Raw genomic sequence first — 24,852 nt, 5'->3', positions numbered from 1 at the left:
ATTATCCATGCGAGTAATTTTAATGACAGGCAAAGGCGGCGTAGGCAAAACCTCCGTTGCTGCTGCTACTGGACTCCGTTGTGCGGAACTAGGCTACCGCACATTAGTTTTGAGTACAGACCCCGCCCACTCGTTAGCAGACAGTTTTGACTTAGAAATGGGTCATGCGCCGCGGGCAATTCGTCCCAATTTGTGGGGTGCAGAACTAGATGCGCTGCAAGAACTAGAAGGAAACTGGGGTGCAGTAAAACGTTATATTACCCAAGTTTTACAAGCCAGAGGCTTAGAAGGGGTACAGGCAGAAGAATTAGCAATCTTACCAGGCATGGATGAAATTTTTGGCTTGGTCAGAATGAAGCGTCACTACGATGAAGGTGAGTATGATGTTTTAATTATCGACTCTGCGCCTACTGGTACAGCCTTACGTCTGTTGAGTTTACCAGAAGTTGGTGGCTGGTATATGCGGCGGTTTTACAAGCCATTTCAAAATATCTCGGTGGCACTTCGACCTCTGGTGGAACCAATTTTTAAGCCAATTGCTGGTTTTTCGTTACCAGATAAAGAGGTGATGGACGCGCCTTACGAGTTTTACGAACAAATAGAAGCGTTAGAAAAAGTTCTGACTGACAACACTCAAACGTCAGTGCGCCTCGTCACCAATCCCGAAAAAATGGTGATTAAAGAATCTCTCCGGGCCCATGCCTATCTGAGTTTGTATAATGTGGCAACAGACTTAGTTGTTGCTAATCGGATTATTCCTAACGAAGTACAAGACCCCTTTTTCCAACGCTGGAAGGAAAGTCAGCAGCAATATCGCCAAGAAATTCATGATGACTTTATGCCTTTACCTGTTAAGGAAGTTCCCTTGTTTTCTGAGGAGATGTGTGGTTTAGCAGCACTAGAACGTCTGAAAGATACCCTCTACAAAGACGAAGACCCCACCCAGGTATATTACAAAGAAACCACTATGAGGGTTGTGCAAGAGCAAAACCAATATAGTTTAGAAATTTACTTACCTGGGATTCCTAAAAATCAGATTCAATTGAGTAAAAATGGTGATGAATTAAATATTACCATTGGGAACCATCGGCGTAATTTAGTCTTACCGCAAGCTTTGGCCGCGTTACAACCGGGTGGGGCAAAAATGGAAGAAGATTATTTGAAAATTCGCTTTACTGACAATGCCAGAGTTTAATGTCGTTGATGAGTAAAATCACAGTAAAAATTCAATAGGAAGTATTTTTTTGCTCAGTGAAGACGCGATTTTATTATTTTATTCGCGTCTCTCTTTTTCTTTTTTGGGTTAGTTAACAGGGAAGAATATGCAGCTAATTTAAAAAAAATCTGGATGACATTGATAAAAAAGCAACCAAAACGGTTATAAGCATATTTTTTAATTAAATGTAAATTCCCTAAAAAAACAATTATTTTATCTTTATAGTGGCTTTATAAGGCTACTTATTTAAGGATGCTATACGGACAATTGGCTTCATTCAATTCATATTTTTTAGAGTGTTCATGTAAATTAAGCACAATCAATTTCATCCTACCTTAGCCATAAATTTAGCTTTACTTAATCAAATAAACTTTTATTAACAAAAATCTAATGCCTGGGAAAAATTGCCAGTAGTTTTACTGTGGACAAATCTATTAAATAAATTTCAGAATGTTTTTAGATTTATATTTCACCTTTATTTGTTTTTCCGAAACTTACTTATTTAATTAAAAACAATGTTCCCGATCGCTAACATAAATTTACAAGAAAGTCTTGGTCAAGATAGCGTACTGCGCCGCATTACAAATCGGATTCGACAAACATTAGAACTAGAAGAAATTATTACCTCAACCACAGCAGAACTCTGTGCATTACTGGGAACTGACAGAGTTATGATTTACAAATTTCATGCTGATGGCAGTGGTCAGGTTATAGCTGAATCGATTAACGAGAAACGATTACCTTCTTTGCTGGGGCTAAACTTTCCGGCTGATGACATTCCGCCCCATGCCCGTGAATTATTTATTAAATCAAGGGTGCGCTCTGTTGTCAATGTAGAAACGCAAGAGATTGGTCAAAGTCCTATCCACGACTTAGAAAATGGAGCAACTTTATCAGCGGATATTCGTTATCGCCCTGTAGATCCTTGCCATGTGGAATATCTCACTGCTATGGGGGTGAAGTCTTCTTTAGTAGCGCCTATTCTCTATCAAGATGAACTATGGGGGCTATTGGTATCTCACCATTCTCAGTCACGTACAATTTCCGAATATGAATTAGAAGCGATGCAAATGGTAGTAGATCAGCTTTCGGTAGCGATCGCTCAAAGTACCCTACTTACTCAAGCGCGTGCCAAAGCCGAACGGGAAGCTATCATTAACCGCATAGCTAGCTTATTGCATTCACTACCCACAATTGTCTTACAACCAGCTTTAGAAGCAGCTGTGGCCGCCTTCAATGGTTGTGGTGGTAGGCTTTGTTTGAAAAATGAAAGTTTAGAGAATGGCAAAGTTACCAGCTTCAGCGAATGTTTGGTACCAGGTCACCATTGTGTCCAACTTTATACCTGTGGACAGCAACCTGTCATCCCTGCACAAACTATCTATCCACTGATGGAACAATATAGTGTTTGGCAGGAACATTACAAGTCTAGTAGCTATGAAGTTTGGCCAATTAACGATATCTATCAAACTCCAGGTTTGCGGAGTTTACAATCTGCCTTCCAAGCAACGAAAATTCGCAGCATTTTGATGATCCCACTGCAATATCGTCAGCAGTTAGTAGGCTATTTAAGTATTTTTCGTAACGAAATAGATACAGAAACTTTGTGGGCTGGTAAACTTGACCTCGATCAACGGCAACGTTACCCACGTGTATCGTTTGATGTTTGGCGGGAATCGAAAAAGGCCCAAGCTTGGACATGGACAGTGGAAGAGATGGAATTAGCAAGGGAAATCGGTAAACACTTTGCTTCATCAATTCAACAGTATGAGCTATACCAGCAAGTACAAGCCTTCAATGCCAATCTAGAACATCAAGTACAAAAGCGGACACTGGAACTACAACGTACATCTGAACAACAACAAGCCGTCTTTGGCGTTATTGCCAAGATTCGTGATTCTTTAAACACCGATACTATTTTTAAAATAACTACTAAAGAAGTTTGTCAACTAATCAAAGCTGATCGGGTTTCTATTTATCGCTTTAGTTCTGATTGGGGTGGTGAATTTGTTGGTGATTTTGAATCTGCTAGTTCCCACTGGTTGAATGAGTCCAAACTAGGGGTGAATCTGGTTTGGGATGATACTTATTTACAAGATACAGAAGGTGGGCGCTACCGCTTCAATGAGACATTTGCCGTCGATGACATTTATCAGATGAATTTTACTCAATGTCATCTTGATAATTTAGAAGAATATCACATTCATGCTTTTGTACTAGCACCGATATTTTTCGGAAAGAAACTTTGGGGTTTATTGGCAACATATCAACATTCCGGGCCTCGTCAATGGAAAACGTCGGAAGTTGATTTCCTCAGTCAAATTGCTGCCCAACTTGGGGTAGCACTCCAACAAGCTGAATTACTCACACAAACACAGCAACAAACTTTAAATTTGCGCCAAGCCACAGAACAACAACGGGTATTGTTTGAAGTTGTGGCCAAAATTCGTGAATCGCTGAATCTTGAGGCAATTTTTCAAACTACGACACAAGAAGTTTGCAAATCGCTGCAAGCAGATAGGGTGGCTGTTTACCGTTTTTACCCAGATTGGAGTGGTGAGTTTATCGCTGAATTTGTCGGTGAAAACTGGGTCAAGCTGGTACGTGCAGATGTGAATACAGTTTGGCAAGATTCTTATTTGCAGGAAACCCAAGGCGGGCGATATAGCTTCAATCAAAGCTTTGCCGTGGATAACATATATGAGGCTGGTCACTCTGATTGTCATGTAGCATTTTTGGAGCAACTCCAAGCTCAAGCCTATGCGATCGCACCAATCTTTATTGGGCAAAAATTGTGGGGATTGTTAGCAGCTTATCAAAACTCTGCACCCCGCCACTGGCAAGCTTCAGAAATTAAGTTTATTGCTCAGATTGCTAATCAATTAGGGGTGGCACTCCAACAAGCTGAACTGCTGAACCAGAGTCAAGAACAGGCAGACCAACTAGTACAAGCTATCCAAAATTTACAACAAACACAAACCCAATTGATCCAGACAGAAAAAATGTCTAGCTTAGGTCAATTGGTTGCAGGTGTTGCCCACGAAATTAATAACCCGATAAATTTTATCTATGGCAACCTAGCCCATGTCAGTGAATATGCTGAAGATTTAGCTAGTATGCTAGCACTGTATCAGCGCTACTGCCCCAACCCCAACCCAGAAATTAACGAGCGGGCAGAAGATATGGATTTAGACTTTATCACTGAAGATTTGCCCAAAACTTTAGCTTCCATGAAAATCGGCGTTGACCGCATCCGGCAAATTGTCATGTCTTTACGGAATTTCTCACGCTTGGATGAGGCGGAAATGAAGGCTGTGAATATTCACGAAGGCATTGATAGCACTTTGTTAATTTTACAGCATCGATTGAAATCACAACAGGACATTCCAAGTATTCAAGTAATCAAGGAATATGGTGATTTGCCACTGGTAGACTGCTACGCCGGACAAATGAATCAAGTATTTATGAATGTTTTGAGTAATGCCATCGATGCCATAGAAAATCACAAACAATCTGATGCTCATGCAATTACCATTCATACTGCCCTTGGTAAACTTCCCAACCAAGTTGACAGTGTAGTCATTCGCATTAGCGATAATGCTGGGGGCATTCCTGAATCTTTGAGGACAAGAATATTTGACCCATTTTTCACAACTAAACCAGTAGGCAAGGGTACTGGTTTAGGGTTATCAATTAGTTACCAAATTGTGGTGGATAAGCACAGTGGTGTTTTTAAATGTGATTCTCAATCGGGTTTAGGTGCAGAATTTTGGATTGAAATTCCCATTAGCCAGATTGATCCTAATTCCTAAGTTGCACTGGCATAGCTAAATAAGTCATCTTTAAACCTCCCAGTGGTGTAAAAATTACTGGAGTTAGGGCTTGATTGAGGTGCATTTGAATTTCTGAAGATGGTAATTCTTTTAAACCTTCCATTAAATACTTAATGTTGAACGCTATTTCTATATCTTCTCCAGAAATTTGGGCAGGCATAGATTCTCTCCCACTACCCACATCTTGAGCTTCACAAGATAAGGTAATTTCTTGGGCTGCGTTGTTAATGCTGACTTTGACAATGTTGTTTTTTTGGTCGGCTAACACGGCAATGCGCTCTAAAGTGCTGATAAATTGTCGCCGTTCAATGGTTAATTGCCGTTCAAATTGCCGAGGAATTAGTTGTCTATATGCGGGATATTGACCGTCTAAGGTACGACTGGTTAAGCGTTGATTTTGCCAGGAAAAGACAACTTGACCTTGATCTAAATATAAGGCGATCGCTTCATCTGAAGATGCATTATGAGCCAGCATCCGTTGTAATTCGCGTAAAGCCCTAGCCGGGACTGTCACCTCTAGTTGTGTACTATCGCCCAGGGGACGTTCGTTAGTACTTTCCACCACTGCGAGGCGATGTCCATCGGTAGCGGCAAATTCTAAGGTGTCTTGTTTAACTGTTAAATGGACTCCGGTGAGGACTTGCTTGGTTTCATCACCACTAGTAGCAAATAATGAACCGCGTAAACCTTCAATTAATGCGGCGGTGGTTAGTTGCAGTGGTTCAATATTTTCGATTGTCGGTAGTTCGGGAAACTCCTCGGCGCCCATTGCGCGGACTTGATAATGTCCACTTTTGGGGGTGAGGGTGACAATTAAACCTTCTCCTGTGGCGGTTTCCGCTTCTAAGGCCGATTCATCATCGAGGGTTACTTCGCCTTCTGGTAGACGTGAGGTGATATCTACAAGTAATTTAGCAGGTAAGGCGATCGCACCTCCTTCTATGACTTCAGCATGAAAGCTGGTACGAATACCCAAACTGAGGTCAAAAGCGGTTAAGCTGACTTGATTGGTTTCAGCATCAGCTTGTAATAGCACATTGGCCAGTACCGGATGCGTTGGTCGTGATGGTACTGCACGGCTGACAAGAGAAAGGTTTGTACTGAGGTCACTTTGGGCGCAAACTAATTTCATAAGGGAGTGGGGAGTAGGGAGTGGGGAGTAGGTTGTTTCTTTTATTTATCAAATCATACATACAGATGTTTTTTATTGAGTTGATTGTTCTTTGATGTACTATACTCACTTGCTATCTGCTGTATATTTCAAAAATTGTGGAAATTGTGGAAAACTTTTTGTAAGTCAGTTGAAAAGCTAGTTGGGTAAGTTATGTATCTGTGGAAAACTTGTGGAAAAACCCCCTATCTTTTCCACAGAGTAATTATACTTAATGAAGTTTTCCACAATCAATGATGATTTTTCCACAGAGAAATCAAAATTTAATCGGTTTTTATACTTTGCTTAATATTGTGGATTAACTGTTTAACAATTATGGTAGTGCTGGTTGTGGAAAACATTTTTTTATGTTCAATTTGGTTTTTGGGAGCGGCTATTCATATTGATGCGATCGCTTAGTTGTCGCAGCGTTTGTACTAAGGTGCGATCGCTCTCTAGGAGTTGGGAAATTTTCTCACAACTATACATCACCGTTGTATGGTCTTTACCACCGAACTCTTCACCAATTCTCGGTAAACTCAAAGCAGTATGTTGACGCATTAAATACATCCCTATTTGTCGCGCCCAACTAATTTCGCGTCGTCGGGAGTTACTTTTGAGGTCTTCAATTGAGATATCAAAATTATCACCCACCACGGATAAAATTGCCTCTGGGGTCGCGTCTACTTTCTCGATTTGCGTCTCTAAAACTGGGGTGATATTCTCTACAGTCATAGGTAAACCCCAAATGGAAATGTAAGCTAGCGCCCGAATTAAAGCTCCTTCTAACTCCCGAATATTAGAAGTATAGTTAGTAGCAATATACTCAATCACATCCCTGGGTAGACGAATATTTTCGTATTCAGCCTTTTTTTGCAGAATTGCCATTCTCGTTTCTAAATCTGGGGTTTGCACATCAGCAATTAAACCCATAGAAAATCGGGAACACAGACGTTCTTGTAATCGGGGAATTTGGTTTGGTGGACGGTCGGAAGCAATGACGACTTGTTTGCCGGCTTCATGTAAGGTGTTAAAAGTATGAAAAAATTCTTCTTGTGTATACTCTTTACCTTCAATAAATTGAATATCATCTACTAACAACACATCAGCTGCTCGGTAATGCTCTCGAAAACTTTGCATACTATCATTACGGATGGCTGTGATTAAATCATTGGTAAACTGCTCTGTGGAGACATAAAATACTTTAGAATCTGGGCAGATTTCCCAACGATAATGACCAATAGCTTGCATTAAGTGGGTTTTACCCAAGCCCACACCACCACATAAAAATAAGGGATTAAACTCTCTTCCTGGAGATTCAGCTACAGCCAAGGAAGCTGCATGAGCCATCCGATTATTCGCACCAACTACAAATCGTGAAAATACATATTTAGAATTTAAGTGTGAAGTGGGTTGCCGTTGTGGGGGCATACTTTCCGGAATTATATTTTGGTTAGGTAATTCCCAAGTAACTTCGCGTTCTCCCAAAGAGGTGACTTCATCTCCCTTGGCAACCGTAATGTATATCTCTACGGGATGACCTAGGATATCTTGCACTACATGAGCAATAGTGTTGATGTAATATTTTTGTAACCAATTACGTGCAAATGGGTTAGGAGTAACTATTATCAAGCAATTGTTTTCTAATCGTTCGGCATTAGCAGTTTTGATCCAAGTTTCAAAGGTGGGACGTGATAACTCTAACTGTAGACGCTCTAGCACCTGACTCCATAAACTGTCAATGGGAATTTCCATTATTTACCGCCTTTGCTGCTAATCGTCACAATAGAAGATATAAGTAAGCACTAATATTGATCAGTTCTAGACCGGAAATTATTTTGGGACATACCCGGTAGGGAAGATCCTAGCACTCACGGAGCAGCACGGAGATATAAAAACACATGAAGATAACAGAGCATAACAGGGAAATCCCCAATATTGATACCTGGAGTTGGGGCCGCAGGACAAACTCCAGCAGTAGGATCAATTTGATGCTATTGGGTGGGGTAGCAGTGGTGTCTATTGGGGGCTGTTCTTTCCTCCCTGGCAAAACCTTTGAGTCGCAAATAAACGAGCCGCAGTCTCAGGTTAGCGCCCAAAATACAAACAATAACAGTCCGGCAATGGCTCCACCTCCAATTATCGCCGCATCTGGAGATCCTAACTTTGTAGTCTCAGTTGTACAACAGGTGGGAGATGCAGTAGTACGGATTGATTCTTCAAGAACAGTCACTTCTCGTGTACCAGCCGAATTTAATGATCCATTTTTTAGGCGGTTTTTTGGGGACGCAGAAACATTACAGCCGAGACAGCGAGTTGAGCAAGGTAGTGGTTCGGGATTTATTATTAATTCTTCAGGGCAAATTTTAACTAATTCTCATGTGATAGACGGTGCTGATGCTGTAACTGTGACGCTGAAGGACGGGAGAACCTTTGAGGGTAAAGTCCTGGGTGAAGATCCAATTACAGATGTGGCATTAATCCAAATTGAAGCTAATAACTTGCCCACCTTGCCTATGGGTGATTCTGATACCTTGCAACCGGGAGAGGCGGTAATTGCCATTGGTAATCCCTTGGGGTTGAATAATACTGTTACTTCGGGTATTCTCAGTGCTACAGGCCGTTCTAGTAGTGATATTGGGGCTAGTGATAAGCGGGTTGACTATATTCAGACTGATGCAGCCATTAACCCTGGTAATTCTGGTGGGCCCTTATTAAATGCCCGTGGTCAAGTAATTGGCATGAATACAGCTATTATCCGTGGCGCTCAAGGGTTAGGTTTTGCCATTCCCATCAACACAGTACAAAGAATCTCTCAGCAATTAAGTGCCAAAGGTAGGGTAGATCATCCTTACTTGGGTGTGCAAATGGCGACACTAACGCCAGAACTGAAAGAAAGAATTAATACCAGAGCTAATAGAATAGGCGATCGCTTTAATTTATCCGCAAATGAAGGTGTTTTATTAATTAGTATCGTGCCTCGTTCTCCCGCATCTGTGGCTGGGCTACGTGCTGGTGATGTGATTCAAAGTATTAATAACCAACCTGTGACTAAAATTGAAGAAGTGCAAAGGCTAGTAGAAAATAGCACCATAGGTGTACCGTTACAAATACAAGTAGAACGCAATGGGCAAAGTGTACCAGTCGCTGTTCGTCCTGAACCTTTGCCACCACGACAACAAGGATGATTGTGTAATTTCACTTATCTCATTTCTCCAGGAGTCACCATGAATGAATTGCCCATTATCCAATTAGGTAATCCCATACTGCGGCAAAAAGCTGCATGGGTGGACGATATTCAAGATGAACATATTCAAAAACTTATTGATGACTTGACTGCAACCGTCGCCAAGGCTAACGGTGTGGGAATCGCTGCGCCTCAGGTTGCGGCATCTTATCGTTTATTTATTGTGGCTTCCCGCCCTAATTTGAGGTATCCCCACGCCCCAACAATGGAACCAACAGCCATGATCAATCCCAGAATAATTTCTCACTCTACGGAAACTGTTAAAGGTTGGGAGGGTTGTTTAAGTGTTCCGGGGATTCGCGGTTTAGTTCCCAGATACGAGAAAATTGAAGTTGCATATACTGACCGTAATGGCAAGTTACAAAAGCAAGAATTTACTGATTTTGTCGCACGGATATTTCAACATGAATATGATCATCTAGATGGTCTGGTGTTTGTAGATCGTCTAGAAAATTCCCTGGATATGATGACTGAGGATGAATACCAAAAACGTTTAATTACAGAGGGATGAGGGAGAAAACTTTTGTTATTTAGGGAACTCCCAGAAATAAATGATCCCATTAGTGAAAGTATTTCTCCAGAAAGAGACTTGACACTGAAGCATATAGTTATATTTAACCTACTGTTAGCCTTAAGTTTTGGTGCAGTTCATCGATAAAATGGCAAGAACTATCAGTAGTCGGAAGTTGAGTCCGCAGTTGCAAATCTCTACTCAAGGTCAAAATGATCAAATCCAGGTGGATCAAAATACTAGCCAAGAAGTTGACCAGCCTCAAGAGCAACTTGCCACTGGTAAATTAGAAATTGTCCATACAACTAACGGGCGTATACGTATCCGCGCTACTGATGATAGCTGTTACTCGGAACTAGAAACTATATCTCAAAATTTACAGCAGCATCAAGGTGTGCAAGCAGTTACTGCCAATCAACAAACAGGCTGTTTAGTAGTTAAATTTGATGCAACTGTGTTGTCATTGCCACAAATGCTAGAGATACTTCAAGAGTTTGATGTTCAAGTATCTCCAGTTAGCAATATAGATGCTTTGGCTGAGTGGAAATCCTTAGATTTTTGGCAAGAGCAGTCCATTTCTTTGATTCCCTTAATCACAGGGTTAGCGGTGACGGGAAGACTAGGAATACATGGTTTTGCCGCCATTCCCGTCTATATGATTACCGCCGATGCAACTCGTCGGGTAATTAACTATCTAGAACCACAATTGTCTTTGCTTGATGTAGAAAAATTTACTTCATCTTTTGTAGCAACAAGCGATCGCCTCACTTCTCACCCAAAGCTTATTTATAGTGTTGCCCATGCTATACCCGGTAGGATTAGGTTTCATTTACCTTTGTTAGCCGAAGATCGCGCCTACGGTAAACGACTGGAGAAGTTAATTAAAACAGATATCCAAGTTATAGGTGTGCGGATAAATTATAGTGCAGCATCGATAGCGATCGCCTATCAGCCAAATGAAGTGGACATAACTCATTGGGTGAGTCTGATGGAGTTTGCTTTGGAGACAAACCCACCAACAAGTCAGCCACCTGAAGTTATTCACCAAGATGTGTCTAGCTTCTGGTCTGAAATGAAGCCTTCAGCTATGTCTTTTTCTCTGGCTTATATGGCCAACTTACCGTTATAGAGAAACCATATGCCTGTTATTACTACTTGATTGCATAAAAAGCATCGATTTAATGTATTAGTTACATATACACGGATGCACTAAAGTGTGATCAATGCGATCATGTTGTCCAGGAATAGAGTAGTTGATGGCATATTACAGATTAATTCCCCTGGTCAGTACTAGGGGATTTTATTTAGGGCTGAAATGCCGTGTACTGTAAAGCATGACTGGCTGAGATCAAAGATAGGTCTTGCTACTAGGCTGGAGATGCGGTGCCTATACATTTCTTCTTGACTCAATTGAGATAGAAAAATAATCTCAGTAATGTAATCCTCAGCACTTAATTACATAAATATAATTACTGCCACGACAAATCAACTGGGGCGTTATTTGTCACCGAACAGGCTGAAAATAATCAAATTGCCACCAAACAGTGTTTAAGTCGCGTTAACACTACTTCTCTCAATATACAAGGTTGGGTTAAGCGATAGCGAAACCCAACAAATCCCCGAAAATGTTGGGTTTCGTTCCATTGCTCCGCAACGCTAGCGCGAACAACCCAACCTACTCTATTTAAGGTTTTTGGCTCTAACTGACCCGTATTGCTACTAATCCCTAAAAAAAGTTGGAATTTTAAAGACTTGTAAACTCTGATAGACTCTCTAGTTGGCTGGAGAGTTTAGGATAAATGTAAGGTAAATCTCAGCCAATCATCAGTAGAAGCCAAACTCTATTTGCTGATTACAGCCAAGATGTACCCCTACAACCATCAAAATGGCTAATACCAATTCCGAGCTAACTTTGCTGGCTGCTATTCATTTTTATTCAATACCGTAAATCTATGACACTCCAACTTACAGTTCCCAACATGGCTTGTTCAGCTTGTGCAAACAATATTACTAATGCAGTAAAAACGGTTGATGCCAATGCCAACGTTCAAGCTGATCCACAAACCAAACTTGTGAGTGTAGAGACTCAAGCATCAGAAACCGCAATTAAGGATGCTTTAGCTGCGGCTGGCTATCCAGCTTCCTAAAACTGACCTCATGGGATGCAACTTCTAATTCTTACCTTACATCAGTCACAGCGGTTTAATTAACATGGATACTCTCACACTCAAACTTCGAGGTATGAGTTGCGCCTCTTGTGCAAACAACATCGACCAAGCAATTCGCTCGGTTCCAGGGGTGATTGACTGCAACGTTAACTTTGGTGCGGAGCAAACCACAATTAATTATGACCATCAACAAACTGATTTGCAGACTATCCAGGCTGCTATCGATGCGGCTGGATACTCGTCTTCTTTAATTAAAGAAGACATTTTTGCGGCAGAAGATGATGCTGAAAAAGCTATTAAGTTAGCAGAAGACCGTGAACTGACTCTTAAAGTTATAGTTGCAGGTGTCATCGGCATTATCATCTTTGTTGGCGCTATACCCATGATGACTGGGCTTAATGTGCCGTTTATTCCCGCATTTCTCCATAATTATTGGGTGCAGCTAGTTTTAACGACACCTGTGCAGTTCTGGTGTGGTTGGACTTTTTATGTGAATGGCTGGAAAGCCCTGAAACATCGCACAGCAACAATGGATACTTTGATGGCTGTGGGTACCACGGCAGCATATCTATATTCTTTGTTTGTGACTTTGTTCCCAGGGTTTTTTGTGGCTCAGGGCTTGATTCCTCATGTGTATTATGAAGTTTCGGTGACTGTAATTGCTTTAATTCTCCTGGGGCGGTTATTAGAACATCGTGCTAGGGGGAAAACTTCTGAAGCTATTCATAAACTCATTGGACTGCAACCTAGAAACGCCAGAGTTATTCGTGATGGTGTGGAAATGGATATTCCCATCACCGAAGTGAAAATCAATGATGTGGTTTTGGTGCGTCCTGGGGAAAAGATTCCTGTAGATGGTGAGGTGATTGCAGGTGCTTCTACGGTAGATGAGGCCATGGTGACTGGTGAAAGTTTACCAGTCCAGAAGCAACCAGGGGATGAGGTGATTGGGGCGACTATCAATAAAACTGGTAGTTTCCAGTTTCGGGCGACACGAGTTGGTAAAGATACGTTTTTGGCGCAAATTGTGAAATTAGTGCAGCAAGCCCAAGGTTCTAAAGCACCGATTCAGCGTTTAGCAGACCAAGTGACGGGATGGTTTGTCCCGGCGGTGATTGCCATTGCGATCGCCACCTTTGTGATCTGGTTTAATTTTATGGGTAACTTTACCCTGGCAACTATGACTACGGTGGGTGTGTTGATTATCGCCTGTCCTTGTGCCTTGGGTTTAGCTACGCCCACATCAATTATGGTCGGTACTGGCAAAGGTGCAGAAAATGGCATTTTAATTAAAGATGCCCAAAGCCTAGAATTAGCACACAAAATCCAAATTATTGTCCTCGATAAAACTGGCACCTTAACGCAAGGAAAACCCACAGTTACAGATTTTGTATCTGTTAACGGCACAGCTAATCATAATGAACTCCAACTTCTCCAGATGGCGGCTTCTGTGGAACGTAATTCTGAACATCCCTTGGCAGAAGCGGTGGTGAAATATGCCCAATCCCAAGAGGTGAGTTTAACGGAAGTCAATAACTTTGCCGCTGTCGCGGGTAGTGGTGTGCAAGCTGTTGTAGGCGATCGCCTGGTACAAATCGGTACACAACGCTGGATGACAGAACTAGGCATCCATACTGACTCACTCCAGCAGTATAAAGATACCTGGGAAGCTGCGGGAAGAACTGTGGTTTTTCTGGCTGTAAATAGCGAAATTCAGGGTGTGATGGGTATTGCCGATGCCCTAAAACCTTCCTCAGCCGCAGCCGTAAAAGTACTGCAAAAACTGGGTTTAGAGGTAGTGATGCTTACCGGAGATAATCGCAAAACTGCGGAGGCGATCGCCCAGCAAGTTGGCATCCAGCGAGTTTTTGCGGAAGTACGCCCAGATCAAAAGGCGGCGATGATTCAATCTCTGCAAGAGGGACTAGGGAAAAAACCCTCAAATGATTATATTGTGGCCATGGTGGGTGATGGCATTAATGATGCCCCAGCCTTAGCCCAAGCAGATGTGGGAATTGCCATTGGGACAGGCACAGATGTGGCCATCGCCGCTAGCGATATTACGCTGATATCGGGAGACTTGCAAGGAATTGTCACAGCGATTCAACTCAGTAGGGCTACCATTCGCAATATTCGCCAAAATCTCTTCTTTGCCTTTATCTACAACATCATCGGTATTCCTGTAGCAGCGGGAATCCTTTTTCCCTTCTTGGGCTGGTTACTCAATCCGATTATTGCTGGGGCCGCAATGGCTTTATCTTCGGTATCTGTGGTGACAAATGCCCTGAGATTACGTAAATTTCAACCCAAAACCATCTCTTGAAATTCTCCCACCAAATATGTTGAACAAAAAACTCTTGTGGGCCAGTCTGACGGCTTGCGGGCTAATTCTCAGTACTGCAAGTATATCAGTAGCAATGCCCACACACTCATCAGAACATACACAGGAATTTCGCTCTATCGAACAACCCTTAGAATTGAAAGTTGGGGTGACTATTGGTGGTTTAGCGTTAATTGGACTAGAACTTTGGTGGTTTCTGTTTAGCAAAGCAAAAACCCAACGCCAAGAACCATAAAAAATTAGAGAAGCGATCGCAGTTCCGTACAGCGATCGCATGATTAATCCCTAGCCACAGGAATCAATCACCATTATTGTAGTTCCCTCCAGGTGATAATAGATTGCAGTGGCACGCCCCTCACATAGCTTCAAACTCCTACTTTCCGAGGATTAATCTTTTTGGATAATCGGGCAAATAGTATCTTCTTGTTTATCATGTGTATTCTTCCAGCCCGACAGCAACTCCCCAATTTCCGAGCGTAAGGTAAATAGCTGCTTAATTTGGTGATCAATTTGTAACAGCTTTTCTTCTAACTTTTCTTTGATGTCACCACAAGGGGGTTGTCCTTGGTCATAAACCTGAAGAATATCTCGAATCTCTTCTAGACTTAATCCTAAGTTTTGCGCCCTTTTAATAAAGGCTAGGCGAGTCAGCACATCTGTAGAGAACTGACGAAATCCTCCCTCTGTGCGACCTAATGATGCTATTAAACCGACACTTTCGTAATAACGAATTGTTCTGATAGGAATCCCACTCAGATTGGTTACCTGACCAATTAAAAGTAGTTGTTTATCCTGAGTTAACACGGCAGATTTTCCCCAACTCTAGTAATTATTATTACATATTTTATTATTCATCAACAGATTTGAGATATGAGTAAAAAATAATGAATTACAGCATTTTTCATCTACATTAAATACATTACTTTAGCCCCGACTCCCTACTCCCCACTCCCTATCTCCTAGCCTCTTTTTTTCTCGTACTGAAAGTAACTGTTTTTTGCAAATCACTATGCTACTTCTAGATTAACCGCTTCACTTCAGGTGAAACTCTGAAAATGAATGTTAACTCGCAGAATGTTAGTTCAAATAGTCAACCTCGAATCTTCAACAATCCAGAGCGATTTATTGAGGGATGGTATTGGGTCATACCATCCAAAAATCTGCGGGTAGGTGAGGTTAAGTCTGTCACAGTTTTGGGTAAAGAATTAGCGATTTACCGCGGTAAAGATAAAAGAGCTGTTACCGTTGATGCTTACTGTCCGCATATGGGCGCTCACTTAGCTAAGGGAAAAGTGCAAGGTAATGAACTGCGGTGTTTTTCCCATCACTGGACGTTTGATGCTCAAGGATTTTGTGTTGATATTCCATGTTTGCATGAGCCGCTACCCATTAAGTTAAAAACTTGGCCCACTGCTGAAAAATACGGGTTAATTTGGGTGTGGACTGGAGAACTTCCTAAACAACCCATACCCTTTATTTTAGAGTTGGAACACAAGGACTATGATGTAGCTTTTGGTGCCAAATTTGTGATGAATTATCACCCTAATTCTGTGATGATTCATGCTATTGATGTTCAGCACCTCAACATCGGTCGCAAATTATCATCAGAAGTTGTCTTTGAAAAACAAGAAGTTAATCCAAATGCGATTATTTTCAACAATACTACACGTATTGGAGGCAATTCATTTTTATTCAAGCTGATTCGTCCCTTCAGCAAACATATTACTTACAATATTTGCTATTGGTACGGTAGCACGGGCATGGTGACCATTGGCCCTGATTTTTTCCATGTTCACATTATATTTGCCGTGCGTCTGCTGGAAGGGGGTAAATCTGAAGGTCAGATGATACTGATTACTAAAAAACGTCGCGGGATTTTTGGTGGTTTATGCAATCGAGTTGTGTTGCAGCTAACTAAGATACTTGGTGCATCTTTTCTTAAGGGTGAAATTCAGCCCCAAATGATTCAGTTTGATGTGAAAACCCCCATCAAGGCAGATCAGCCCATTATGGAGTTTATTGACCATCTGGAAAGACAAAAATCACTTATGTGGGGGACTTGGCAATTAGCGCGATCGCACAATGGCGATATCAGAGAACCCCGCGAGAAATGGCGTGATACCATGTCTCGAGATAGTATGTCTAATGATTAATAATTCTGGTTTGACTGGGTGATAGTCTTGCTCTCTGGAGTGACCTATGGGGGGAGTTTATTTCCCAGTGTAGCTAGGGGTAAAAAGATAAATTTATACCTCAGTAGATGAGAAAAAGCTATCACTATAATAAAAAGAAGTGGCAGAGCCACTTCCTAATTCCCAGGTAGAACCTAAACATAAGTATAACGACTATATGATTTGAAAATAGTATAAAGTAACACTGATTAATTTTAGATCTTTCTTATCTTAGTTTTGGGATTAGAGAATTGAAATAAATATGCTGCAAATAACCATATATAGGAATCCGGTTTGATTCCTGAACTTATTTGCGTAGGCTGGGAGTGGGGAGTAGGGAGTGGGGAGTAGGAAAGAAGATTTTTTGAGTATACAGAGTTTTTTCAATAATTAAATAGGAGTCCTATATTTACTTACTCTTTAAAGAATAATCAATCTTTAGAGGGTGAACATTGTTGCGATAGTAAGACGGATGTGCCTTAAAGACAAAAAAACTACTTTCAAACACCGAAATCTCTGTCTTCAGAAATTTGCCGTTTGCAAATTGATGTAATAAATTGGTGCTCACAAGTTTTAATTACCAATTAATTTACATGATGACAACTACACAGATTCATACCCCAACCCCAGAAAAAAAGTCACCTAAAAGGAAACAACAGTCTTTTGATCGCATGGATATTGGTAGTCCAAAAGTGCCACTCCGCAAGCCAAAAAAGATCCAGCAACAACATGAGTTACTCAGTGACTGGGATCATGCAAGTTAATTGGCTACGTTAACTTCCACTCACACAATTGAGATGGAGGTGTCATCCGAGGACTGTTATATTGATGAAATCCCTCAATATTGAGTACAGCACTACGATACAAAATCATCTCAGTAGCATCTTCACCTTGATTAAAAGTAGGCATGATATTTCCTTGATTGAGTGTTAAGCGCCCCTCTGAATCCCACGGGAATGCAGATTTGGGTATTTGATGTTGCTGATTGTGATCCCACAATATTTCTAAAGCTTCACCAGTAATCTTATTTCTCTCTACAGTTCCTCGCAGACAGATAAAATGGCTGGAATGGGGATAGCCATAATATCCATCAACGTGATTTCCCGTTTTCGTGAAATTTAGACACACTCCAGCCCCATCTCGCCAATCTTGAGGATCTGTTTGACTACAAAATTGGTAGTTACCATCTGCTAAGTTGGCAATATTAGTAGAATTGGCTGCAAGCCAAAAGTTGCGCTGGGTAAATAATCCAATTTGTTGACTCTTAACCTGACTGTAGGAAATTAGGCACCCTACAAGTAATGCTGTAAAAACTGCGCCTATCTGCAAAAGATTGTTTCTACTTTGCATCATCTCACCTCCAAATATGAGGGAGTCTGGCGTTTTGAGGACATTTCTAAACGGCTGGAGCAGCAGAAACTACCAAAAATACTAGCAGTACCAAGATTAGGATGCTGAGTTTGACTATCAGGTAGTTGGCAGGTTCAGACAATGGAAAATTGTAAATCATTTTACACCTCCATTTGCAGACTTATCTACCTTTATTGTCGCGCAAATTTACCTTGTTGGGGCTAGGGGCTAAGATTGCCTTTGATATTCAATCCGCAGTTGTTGAATGTCAACCCGTTCAGGTTCATAAAAGAGAACACGGCTAACTTCGTCTAAACCCAATTCTGTGAACTGGGTGAGTTCAGAATTAGATAACGGCCAGGGAGGCCCTTCAGGTACTAGTTCGGTTTCTCGAAAACGAGTAATGACTAATAAGGTGCCTTGGGCTGTAACTACAGAAGCAACGGATGCAATGACGGTTGAGCGTATACTCAAGGGTAAAGCCTGGATATTTCGAGATTCTACAACTAAGTCAAAAGCTTGATGCCATTGGGAGGGTAGGGCCAATAAATCTGCAACTACGTAGTTCACAGAAGAATCAGGAAATCTTTGCTGACACCAATTAACGGCTGTGGGGGAAATATCAAAGGCGGTGACTTGAAATCCTTTGTTTGCCAAAGCTTCTGCATCATCTCCTAAACCACAACCAATGACTAGGGCTGAATGTCCTTCACCTTGGGGGTTATGAGTAGTCAACCAATCTTGTAGATAAGGATGTGGGGTTAACTTTGCCCAAGGAATTTGTGTGACATCACCATGAGATTCGCTGTACAACACATCAAACCATGCTGTTGGGTTCGATTGTTGGATGGCTTGAGTGGCTAACTGTTTTACCCTTTGCTGTAAGGTTTCTGGTTGTTTCTCAAACATATGAGGAGTAGGAAGTGAGGGACAAAAAGACGAGCGATCGCCTGAAGTTGGAGTTGAGTTTTTCTAGGCGATCGCTATACTAATACAAAGGCTATTATCCTTCTTGTAAATCAATCCAAATACTGCCTTCTTCTACGCGTGTGGGAAACACCGGCAGTGTCTTTGGTTGTGAAACCATTGCCAATACTTTACCTACACCGGGTGGCCAAGGACACCAAGTTTGTACCTCTCCAGTATTGAGGTCAAATGCACTGCGATGTATGGGACAAACAATGGCCCCAGTTTCGGTGATTTTCCCATTTTTCATGGGCATTTTTAGGTGTGGGCAAGTGTTATCTACGGCATAAAGCTGATTTTCGTGGTTCAACAGTAGAATTTTGCGTGTACCAACTTTCACCACTTGTCGCCCACCAGGGGCCAGGGCATCTGCTGCAAGAACTTTAGTCCAGCTCATTTGGTTCTCTTTTCCTTTTAGATCTGTTTTTAGTTTCCCGCAATTGTGACCAGTGCTTTCACAATATTTTGGTAGCAACGCGATTTTGTAACACTTTGATCAAAGTCTCCCCTCTTGTTGATACGACTTATGTGTACACCGTAGTAGCGTGACACGACTAAAAATAGATATAACTCTTGTAGTGCGGGCATCTTGCCTGTACCGGACGGGCGAGACGCCATTGGTGTCAAGTTAAGGCCGATGCCCAGATGTCAACAGAGCGAGCTGCCCATCCTACAAGATAAATTTAATGCAATATTTTAGCTATATCAGTCCAGTAGATAGAGCGTAAAGCACCATTTTATTAATTACGAATTATGAATTACGAATTACGAATTGTTATTACCTGCAATTATGAATGCTGCCCAATAGTAAGGATGACTATAAAGCTTTTTATCGGGAATCATTTTACTACTTCTATATAGATATGTTGCTAAATAAGCCCGAATTTTTAATTCATCAGGATGCAAGTTATTTAATAAATTTTCATACCAAATTGTTAGTTCCATTGCAGTTAATTCTTTAAGCCAGGTCGTCGCTTCTGCTAAAGCTGTAACTGGTGATTTGTTTTCCTGTAGTCGTCGATAAAATTCGATCATTACTAAGGCACTAGCAGATGATTCTACAGCCCAGAGGGTACTGACTACGTGAGGAATTTTCCCACAGAGAAAAGCATTAACTAAACTGACATATTCGGTAGTTAAATTTTGATTACTAAAAGTTGCAGTTTCACAAGCTGAGAGAGTAACCAGGTTGTAACTAGTAAGAGATTTTTGGCAAATTTCTTCTAAAGTGATTGTATCTTCACCCGCCAATTCTAAAGCTGATTTTTGCGGTTCATGATAATTATTTGTCACACGCCCTGTAAAATGAAAAATATTGTAATTATCAACTAAGGCGGTTTCTACATCGTTTTTGGTGGCTTGCGATTCCTGGATACGTCGGGAATTATTAAACATCTGACTAATAATTTCCGATTCCAGTTTTGCATATTTGACTGGGGGATAATTTGTATTACTCGGATACTCTACACTGAGTAACGTTTGCTGTGACCATTGCCATTGATTTTCAGGTTTCACAGATAATCCTATTTGCACACTAGGCAAATAAGTAATGGTGAAATTTGAGACTTCTGCCAACGATGGCGTAGGCAGGTGAAACAGATGATGGAGAGGCAATGTTTGTAAGTCTCGGTGGGGAATTAATATCAGTTGGGAAATGCCTTCAAGTTCCTGTTTAATGGTGGTAATTTCCAGGATGTTGTGCAGTTGCAACAACCTTGGTTCCATATTTACTCGCCAGGAATGATTACTTTTGCTGTGTTGATCTTGGGCTTGGCTGGAATATTCCTGGTAAACTTGATGCCATTCTTTTAACCAATCTTCAAATTCGATTAAGCGTCTGACTGCTTCGGGTAGAGGTAATTCGGAGATGGTGCCAACATCTTGTATGGGTGTAAATAATAAGATGGGTGATGGTGCTTGATCTTTAATGATAAAAGTGTGTAAGGCTACCGGGCTAATATGCCAGTAAATGATTGCTGTGTGGGGATTGAGTAGCTGTTGAACTGAACTATAGTAGGGCGAGTCAATTTCTTCTTGCCAATGGGATAGTAGCCAGGTTAAACAAGCATTTTTGCCTTGTTCTGCCATTTCCCAGGCTTCTACTAAGTCACCGCAATCTACAGCTAAATCAACTGCTAATTGCCCAATACCAGCAAATTTGAGTGCTAGTTGTTTTTTGCTTTCTGGTGAACGTGTTGATTCGTTGAGCATTTGTGCCAGTAAATTTGTGGCACGTTGTTGTAATTCTTGTGCTGGCTCTGTTTCTCTGACACCCACCAGTGCTTTAATCAGATATTGCAAAACTTCTAGATGCAACAGGGGAAAATCTTCTGTTGTTAGGGTTAACAACGCCTGATAATATTCATCTACTGCTTGGCACCAATAATAGCGCGATGTGGGATTTTGCAGCCCTTGTTCGTAATGCGTATTGCCCATTGCCAGATGCAGTCTACCCCATCCTTCTGGGTGGGTATCGGGGCGAATATGCTGTAATCCTTCGTCGTAGCTGGCTAGTTTGCCTTCATAGCCGCCTTGCTGTAAGGCAGAGTTAAATTCAGTGATGCTAGTTGATACATTTAATGCAGTATCGGAACTGAGATGTCCGACAGCGGTTCCTCGACCAATCCAAGCTTCCCAGTAGTCGGCTTTGATTTGCAAGGCGTTGTCATAGGCCACGATCGCCTCGGCAAATTGTGCTAAATGAAACAGGGCTACTGCCTGATTGTACCAAGCTAAATGAAAGTCGGGTTTGATGGCTATGGCTTTGTCATAGGAGGCGATCGCTTCTTCTCGTCTTCCTAAGTTGTCTAAGGCTATACCCCGGTTGTACCAGGCCAAATAAAAGTCTGGCTGATTTGATAGGGCTTGATCCCAGGAGGCGATCGCTTCTACCCACTGTCCTAAATTAAACAGCACTACGCCCCGGTCAATCCACACTTCGTAGAAATCTGGTTGAATTTCGATAGCTTTATCATAGGAGGCGATCGCTTCTGGGTATTGTCCATCTACACCCAAAGCTATACCTCGGTAATACCAGTTTTCCGAATCTTCTGGTTCCAGAACTAATGCTTGGTCATAACTGGCAATTGCTTCTTTGATTTGCCCTAACTTGAGTAACGCCAAAGCTTTGCTAGACCAGGCTTCTGGGTTCTTGGGTTGAATCTCTGTAGCGCGATGGAAAGCGGCGATGGCGGCTTCAAACTCTCCTAATTCACCCAATGTGCCACCCCGGTTATACCAAGCTTTGTAATAATCGGGTTTGATGACTATGGCTTGGTCGTAAGCGGCGATCGCTTCGGTAAAATTTTCTAAGTGAAATAAATTTAAGCCCTTATTAAACCAGTATTCATGGGACTGGGGATTAATGGCGATGGCTTTATCATAAGCTGCGATCGCTCCTGTTAAATCACCGGCTTTCGCTTGCTGGAGTCCTTGATAAAACCACGTCTGCGCCTGGCTTGATTCCTCAGTGGAGATCACTACAGGTTGACTGGTGGGAACTGCTAAATTAGCCGCCAACTGTTGCACTAAATTGGCACTTTGATCCAACCTGACCAACAACTCATCCAAAGTATATGCCACATTTGGCTCTAAATTCGCCCAAGTTTGCTCCCAATTGCCTCGGGAAGAAACTATGACTGTTTCGATAGTTGGTTTGGTGATATCAGCTTTTTCCCCTCGGTACTCCAATGACAGTTCACCCAAGTTGCCGATTACGTCTTCTTCGGCCGGATTTAAAAGGGGTATTTCTGGGGGAATTTCCACTTCAGCTGCTGCATACTCCCAGATTACCTCTTCCACATTTTCAGTCGATGTTTCCTCAGGAGTAGCTATTTCCCGTATGGCTTCAGGTATGGCTTCAGGTATAGCGTAGGTAAATTCTGGTTCGTCATATTCCCATAACAATTCGCCTAAGTCACGGATCAAATCTTGTCCAGGGGTGTTTATTTCACCGTCAACAGTGACGAAATCTGTAATTGCAAATGCTGGCTCTTCATTTTGTTCGTCTTCTTCGCCTAAGTTACCTGTTAACACCCGGAAACCAATTTCATAAGCAAGTTCACCAACTTTGCCAATTCTCAGTTCACCTAGCTGCACCATCTGGGTTGCTAACTCATGATTGGGAGTCCGTGATAACAGCATTTTTTCGCCAAATATCAGGAGCCAATCGATCCACCGCTCAGTACTGATGCGATCTTCCATGCGTTGCAGATACTGGATTACCCATTGTTGCCCCCGGCCTTGTTGCACGCCTGCTAACATCTGGGTAAACAAAACTTCCAGATCTGCATTTGTCAGATCTGGGGGGGTTTCTGCCACCGTTTCTACCCTTGCAGCCTTTAATGAACGACTCTGCTTATTACCAACGGGGTGGTTTGAAAACTTGTTAAGCCACTGCAATAGCTGCGTGAGCATCTGCCATACTCTTGGATTTTGTTTCTCCTAGATTGTAGCCATCCTTGTGTTAAAGAAATCACTAATTACGTGAAAATAACTGTAATTAAACAGGTTTTCAGCTATCTGGTTATAAAAAATATACAAAACTTTGTTATTTCGGGGCTGAGGAACTCCCTCTCTGGGGATAAGCTGCGGTGTACACACATCTTTGTGCTGCGGATTGATCCCCCTAAATCCCCCTTAAAAAGGGGGACTTTGATTCTTTTCCCCCCTTTTCAAGGGGGGCTAGGGGGGATCGAAACACTGTTAGGCAAATTGATACGACTTGTGTACCGTAGCTTTTTTAAGGGGGGTTAGGGGGGATCGAAACGCTTTTAGGCAACTTGATAAGACTCGTGTGGACACCGTAGCCAACACACTGGCTCCTTTTGACAAAAAGATAAGGTTTAAAGCCGAGTGGAATTGTAGGTGGTTTTTCTCCCCTGCCCCCTGCTCCCTGCCCCCCTGCTTTTTCACTTCCAGCGGCACTAGCCTCTCTCTAGTGTCCAAAGCTAAAATGTAAATATTTCCCAGCCGTGAGATTAATTTTTGCGGCAGTTCAATCAAATCTCGCGTGTGAATTACCCAACCAACTTACAGGTATATGCGCCACCGTTTACGTCCCTGAGAGAACGTGACTGGAAAGCTATGACAGAACTATTCGACAGGGAAGACAGTGATGACATTGAAGCTGACATCAGAAGCAATTTGCTATGGCTGACTCCTGAGCCGTGTTGGGAAGATGATCCGTTTGATTTCTTACGTGAGTATCTTTAGATTGTCAGAGTCATAGCCGCTCCTTTGCAGCATCGCCTAACTCTCTCCATGTAAACTGAGTCAGGACTTACGTAACCAACCACGTATTTTCGTCATTGCGACCGTAGGGTAAAGCCCTAACGGGCATGGCTGCGCTTACCGCGTAGCGTGCCGGAGGCTCTAGCAATCTCAAAGCCTTGATTTTCCTAGCGAGTGCGTAAGTCCTATCGCTTCTTTACATCAAATCCCATCCCCCTCATCCCCACTCCCTAATTCTTACAAACTTGCCGATCAGCATCACTCAAATTCGGCGCATAAATTAAATAGTTACGCAACCACCCACAACCCCTCGCCAGTAATTGCTCTAAACTTTCCACATTCCACAGCCGCGCTGTGTTGTCAGATGAGGCGGTGAGGATGCGCTGCCCATCGGGGCTAAAACTGGCAGTGTTGACTATACTCTCATGCCCCTGGAACTTGGCAATTTCCTTTCCCTGTAAGTCCCACAGCCGCGCTGTGTTGTCCCTAGAGGCGGTGAGGATGCGCTGCCCATCGGGGCTAAAACTGGCAGTATTGACTATACTCTCATGCCCCTGGAACTTGGCAATTTCCTTGCCCTGTAAGCCCCACAGCCGCGCTGTGTAGTCCCAAGAGGCGGTGAGGATGCGCTGCCCATCGGGGCTAAAACTGGCAGTGTTGACTGTAT

20 protein-coding genes are annotated in these 24,852 nt (G+C 42.2%); 12 read left to right on the top strand and 8 right to left on the bottom strand.

Annotation, left to right across the window (positions count from 1 at the left end; all coding sequences use genetic code 11):
* The first annotated feature begins 7 nt into the window (after positions 1-7).
* Together ACM0OS_RS08970 and ACM0OS_RS08965 are read left to right on the top strand one after the other, a co-directional pair.
* Complete coding sequence (locus ACM0OS_RS08970) at positions 8-1,195, top strand: TRC40/GET3/ArsA family transport-energizing ATPase (protein WP_414542832.1); 1,188 nt, start codon at positions 8-10, stop codon at positions 1,193-1,195.
* Positions 1,196-1,731: 536 nt separating this feature from the next.
* Complete coding sequence (locus ACM0OS_RS08965) at positions 1,732-5,028, top strand: GAF domain-containing protein (protein WP_414542831.1); 3,297 nt, start codon at positions 1,732-1,734, stop codon at positions 5,026-5,028.
* On the opposite strand, the gene dnaN is transcribed toward ACM0OS_RS08965, so the two are convergent.
* Together dnaN and dnaA are read right to left on the bottom strand one after the other, a co-directional pair.
* Positions 5,018-6,181 (bottom strand): DNA polymerase III subunit beta, encoded by a 1,164-nt coding sequence (gene dnaN / locus ACM0OS_RS08960; protein WP_414542830.1) that lies wholly within the window; start codon positions 6,179-6,181, stop codon positions 5,018-5,020. The two genes, ACM0OS_RS08965 and dnaN, sit on opposite strands and share 11 nt — an antisense overlap.
* Before the next feature lie 390 nt (positions 6,182-6,571).
* On the bottom strand, positions 6,572-7,954 hold the full coding sequence (gene dnaA / locus ACM0OS_RS08955) for a chromosomal replication initiator protein DnaA (protein WP_414542829.1): 1,383 nt from the start codon (positions 7,952-7,954) through the stop codon (positions 6,572-6,574).
* A gap of 146 nt (positions 7,955-8,100) precedes the next feature.
* On the opposite strand from dnaA, the gene ACM0OS_RS08950 reads away from it, so the two are divergent.
* From ACM0OS_RS08950 to ACM0OS_RS08920, 7 genes are all read left to right on the top strand, one after another.
* Entirely contained in the window at positions 8,101-9,387 is a 1,287-nt protein-coding gene (locus ACM0OS_RS08950) for an HhoA/HhoB/HtrA family serine endopeptidase (RefSeq protein ID WP_414542828.1), read from the top strand.
* 39 nt (positions 9,388-9,426) lie between these two features.
* Positions 9,427-9,957, top strand: a complete 531-nt coding sequence (gene def / locus ACM0OS_RS08945; RefSeq protein WP_414542827.1) for a peptide deformylase — start codon at positions 9,427-9,429, stop codon at positions 9,955-9,957.
* Between the two features lie 12 nt (positions 9,958-9,969).
* Entirely contained in the window at positions 9,970-10,104 is a 135-nt protein-coding gene (locus ACM0OS_RS08940) for a hypothetical protein (protein WP_414542826.1), read from the top strand.
* 1 nt (position 10,105) lies between these two features.
* Positions 10,106-11,086 (top strand): HMA2 domain-containing protein, encoded by a 981-nt coding sequence (locus ACM0OS_RS08935; RefSeq protein WP_414542825.1) that lies wholly within the window; start codon positions 10,106-10,108, stop codon positions 11,084-11,086.
* Between the two features lie 823 nt (positions 11,087-11,909).
* Positions 11,910-12,104, top strand: coding sequence for a heavy-metal-associated domain-containing protein (locus tag ACM0OS_RS08930; RefSeq protein WP_414542824.1), 195 nt, complete (start codon positions 11,910-11,912; stop codon positions 12,102-12,104).
* Positions 12,105-12,168: 64 nt separating this feature from the next.
* Complete coding sequence (locus ACM0OS_RS08925; protein WP_414542823.1) at positions 12,169-14,448, top strand: heavy metal translocating P-type ATPase; 2,280 nt, start codon at positions 12,169-12,171, stop codon at positions 14,446-14,448.
* 16 nt (positions 14,449-14,464) lie between these two features.
* Positions 14,465-14,701 (top strand): hypothetical protein, encoded by a 237-nt coding sequence (locus ACM0OS_RS08920; RefSeq protein ID WP_414542822.1) that lies wholly within the window; start codon positions 14,465-14,467, stop codon positions 14,699-14,701.
* 152 nt (positions 14,702-14,853) lie between these two features.
* Here ACM0OS_RS08920 and ACM0OS_RS08915 read toward each other — a convergent pair whose 3' ends face one another.
* The gene (locus ACM0OS_RS08915) at positions 14,854-15,270 is read right to left on the bottom strand and encodes a heavy metal-responsive transcriptional regulator (protein ID WP_414542821.1); all 417 of its coding nucleotides are present in this window, start codon (positions 15,268-15,270) and stop codon (positions 14,854-14,856) included.
* 251 nt (positions 15,271-15,521) lie between these two features.
* Between ACM0OS_RS08915 and ACM0OS_RS08910 the strand changes: the two genes are divergently transcribed.
* Both ACM0OS_RS08910 and ACM0OS_RS08905 read left to right on the top strand, forming a co-directional pair.
* Complete coding sequence (locus ACM0OS_RS08910) at positions 15,522-16,619, top strand: Rieske 2Fe-2S domain-containing protein (protein WP_414542820.1); 1,098 nt, start codon at positions 15,522-15,524, stop codon at positions 16,617-16,619.
* Positions 16,620-17,230: 611 nt separating this feature from the next.
* Positions 17,231-17,401, top strand: coding sequence for a hypothetical protein (locus ACM0OS_RS08905; protein ID WP_414542868.1), 171 nt, complete (start codon positions 17,231-17,233; stop codon positions 17,399-17,401).
* Between the two features lie 4 nt (positions 17,402-17,405).
* Here the strand turns inward: ACM0OS_RS08905 and ACM0OS_RS08900 are convergent, their stop codons facing one another.
* From ACM0OS_RS08900 to ACM0OS_RS08885, 4 genes are all read right to left on the bottom strand, one after another.
* Positions 17,406-17,990 (bottom strand): hypothetical protein, encoded by a 585-nt coding sequence (locus ACM0OS_RS08900; protein ID WP_414542819.1) that lies wholly within the window; start codon positions 17,988-17,990, stop codon positions 17,406-17,408.
* Between the two features lie 225 nt (positions 17,991-18,215).
* Positions 18,216-18,896, bottom strand: a complete 681-nt coding sequence (locus tag ACM0OS_RS08895; RefSeq protein WP_414542818.1) for a class I SAM-dependent methyltransferase — start codon at positions 18,894-18,896, stop codon at positions 18,216-18,218.
* A 94-nt stretch (positions 18,897-18,990) separates the two neighbouring features.
* The gene (locus tag ACM0OS_RS08890; RefSeq protein WP_414542817.1) at positions 18,991-19,350 is read right to left on the bottom strand and encodes a Rieske (2Fe-2S) protein; all 360 of its coding nucleotides are present in this window, start codon (positions 19,348-19,350) and stop codon (positions 18,991-18,993) included.
* Between the two features lie 368 nt (positions 19,351-19,718).
* A complete protein-coding gene (locus ACM0OS_RS08885; protein WP_414542816.1) occupies positions 19,719-23,369 on the bottom strand; it encodes a CHAT domain-containing protein in 3,651 nt (1,216 codons plus the stop codon).
* A 597-nt stretch (positions 23,370-23,966) separates the two neighbouring features.
* Here ACM0OS_RS08885 and ACM0OS_RS08880 point away from each other — a divergent pair.
* Positions 23,967-24,167: a hypothetical protein gene (locus tag ACM0OS_RS08880; protein ID WP_414542815.1), complete on the top strand. Its 201-nt coding sequence runs from the start codon at positions 23,967-23,969 to the stop codon at positions 24,165-24,167.
* Between the two features lie 248 nt (positions 24,168-24,415).
* Here the strand turns inward: ACM0OS_RS08880 and ACM0OS_RS08875 are convergent.
* On the bottom strand, positions 24,416-24,852 hold a 437-nt coding region (locus ACM0OS_RS08875; RefSeq protein ID WP_414542814.1), incomplete at its 5' end, for a WD40 repeat domain-containing protein.

It is taken from the genome of Nostoc sp. CCY0012 (genome assembly GCF_963920855.1).
Lineage (GTDB): Bacteria > Cyanobacteriota > Cyanobacteriia > Cyanobacteriales > Nostocaceae > Cyanocohniella.
This window is presented reverse-complemented; position numbering and strand designations above follow the sequence as displayed.

What these genes read in the sequence shown, in the direction of transcription:
- ACM0OS_RS08970 (WP_414542832.1), top strand. Translation starts at nt 8, where the DNA reads ATGCGAGTAATTTTAATGACAGGCAAAGGCGGCGTAGGCAAAACCTCC.
- ACM0OS_RS08965 (WP_414542831.1), top strand. Translation starts at nt 1,732, where the DNA reads ATGTTCCCGATCGCTAACATAAATTTACAAGAAAGTCTTGGTCAAGAT.
- dnaN (WP_414542830.1), bottom strand. Translation starts at nt 6,181, where the DNA reads ATGAAATTAGTTTGCGCCCAAAGTGACCTCAGTACAAACCTTTCTCTT.
- dnaA (WP_414542829.1), bottom strand. Translation starts at nt 7,954, where the DNA reads ATGGAAATTCCCATTGACAGTTTATGGAGTCAGGTGCTAGAGCGTCTA.
- ACM0OS_RS08950 (WP_414542828.1), top strand. Translation starts at nt 8,101, where the DNA reads ATGAAGATAACAGAGCATAACAGGGAAATCCCCAATATTGATACCTGG.
- def (WP_414542827.1), top strand. Translation starts at nt 9,427, where the DNA reads ATGAATGAATTGCCCATTATCCAATTAGGTAATCCCATACTGCGGCAA.
- ACM0OS_RS08935 (WP_414542825.1), top strand. Translation starts at nt 10,106, where the DNA reads ATGGCAAGAACTATCAGTAGTCGGAAGTTGAGTCCGCAGTTGCAAATC.
- ACM0OS_RS08930 (WP_414542824.1), top strand. Translation starts at nt 11,910, where the DNA reads ATGACACTCCAACTTACAGTTCCCAACATGGCTTGTTCAGCTTGTGCA.
- ACM0OS_RS08925 (WP_414542823.1), top strand. Translation starts at nt 12,169, where the DNA reads ATGGATACTCTCACACTCAAACTTCGAGGTATGAGTTGCGCCTCTTGT.
- ACM0OS_RS08920 (WP_414542822.1), top strand. Translation starts at nt 14,465, where the DNA reads ATGTTGAACAAAAAACTCTTGTGGGCCAGTCTGACGGCTTGCGGGCTA.
- ACM0OS_RS08910 (WP_414542820.1), top strand. Translation starts at nt 15,522, where the DNA reads ATGAATGTTAACTCGCAGAATGTTAGTTCAAATAGTCAACCTCGAATC.
- ACM0OS_RS08905 (WP_414542868.1), top strand. Translation starts at nt 17,231, where the DNA reads ATGATGACAACTACACAGATTCATACCCCAACCCCAGAAAAAAAGTCA.
- ACM0OS_RS08900 (WP_414542819.1), bottom strand. Translation starts at nt 17,990, where the DNA reads ATGATGCAAAGTAGAAACAATCTTTTGCAGATAGGCGCAGTTTTTACA.
- ACM0OS_RS08895 (WP_414542818.1), bottom strand. Translation starts at nt 18,896, where the DNA reads ATGTTTGAGAAACAACCAGAAACCTTACAGCAAAGGGTAAAACAGTTA.
- ACM0OS_RS08890 (WP_414542817.1), bottom strand. Translation starts at nt 19,350, where the DNA reads ATGAGCTGGACTAAAGTTCTTGCAGCAGATGCCCTGGCCCCTGGTGGG.
- ACM0OS_RS08885 (WP_414542816.1), bottom strand. Translation starts at nt 23,369, where the DNA reads ATGCTCACGCAGCTATTGCAGTGGCTTAACAAGTTTTCAAACCACCCC.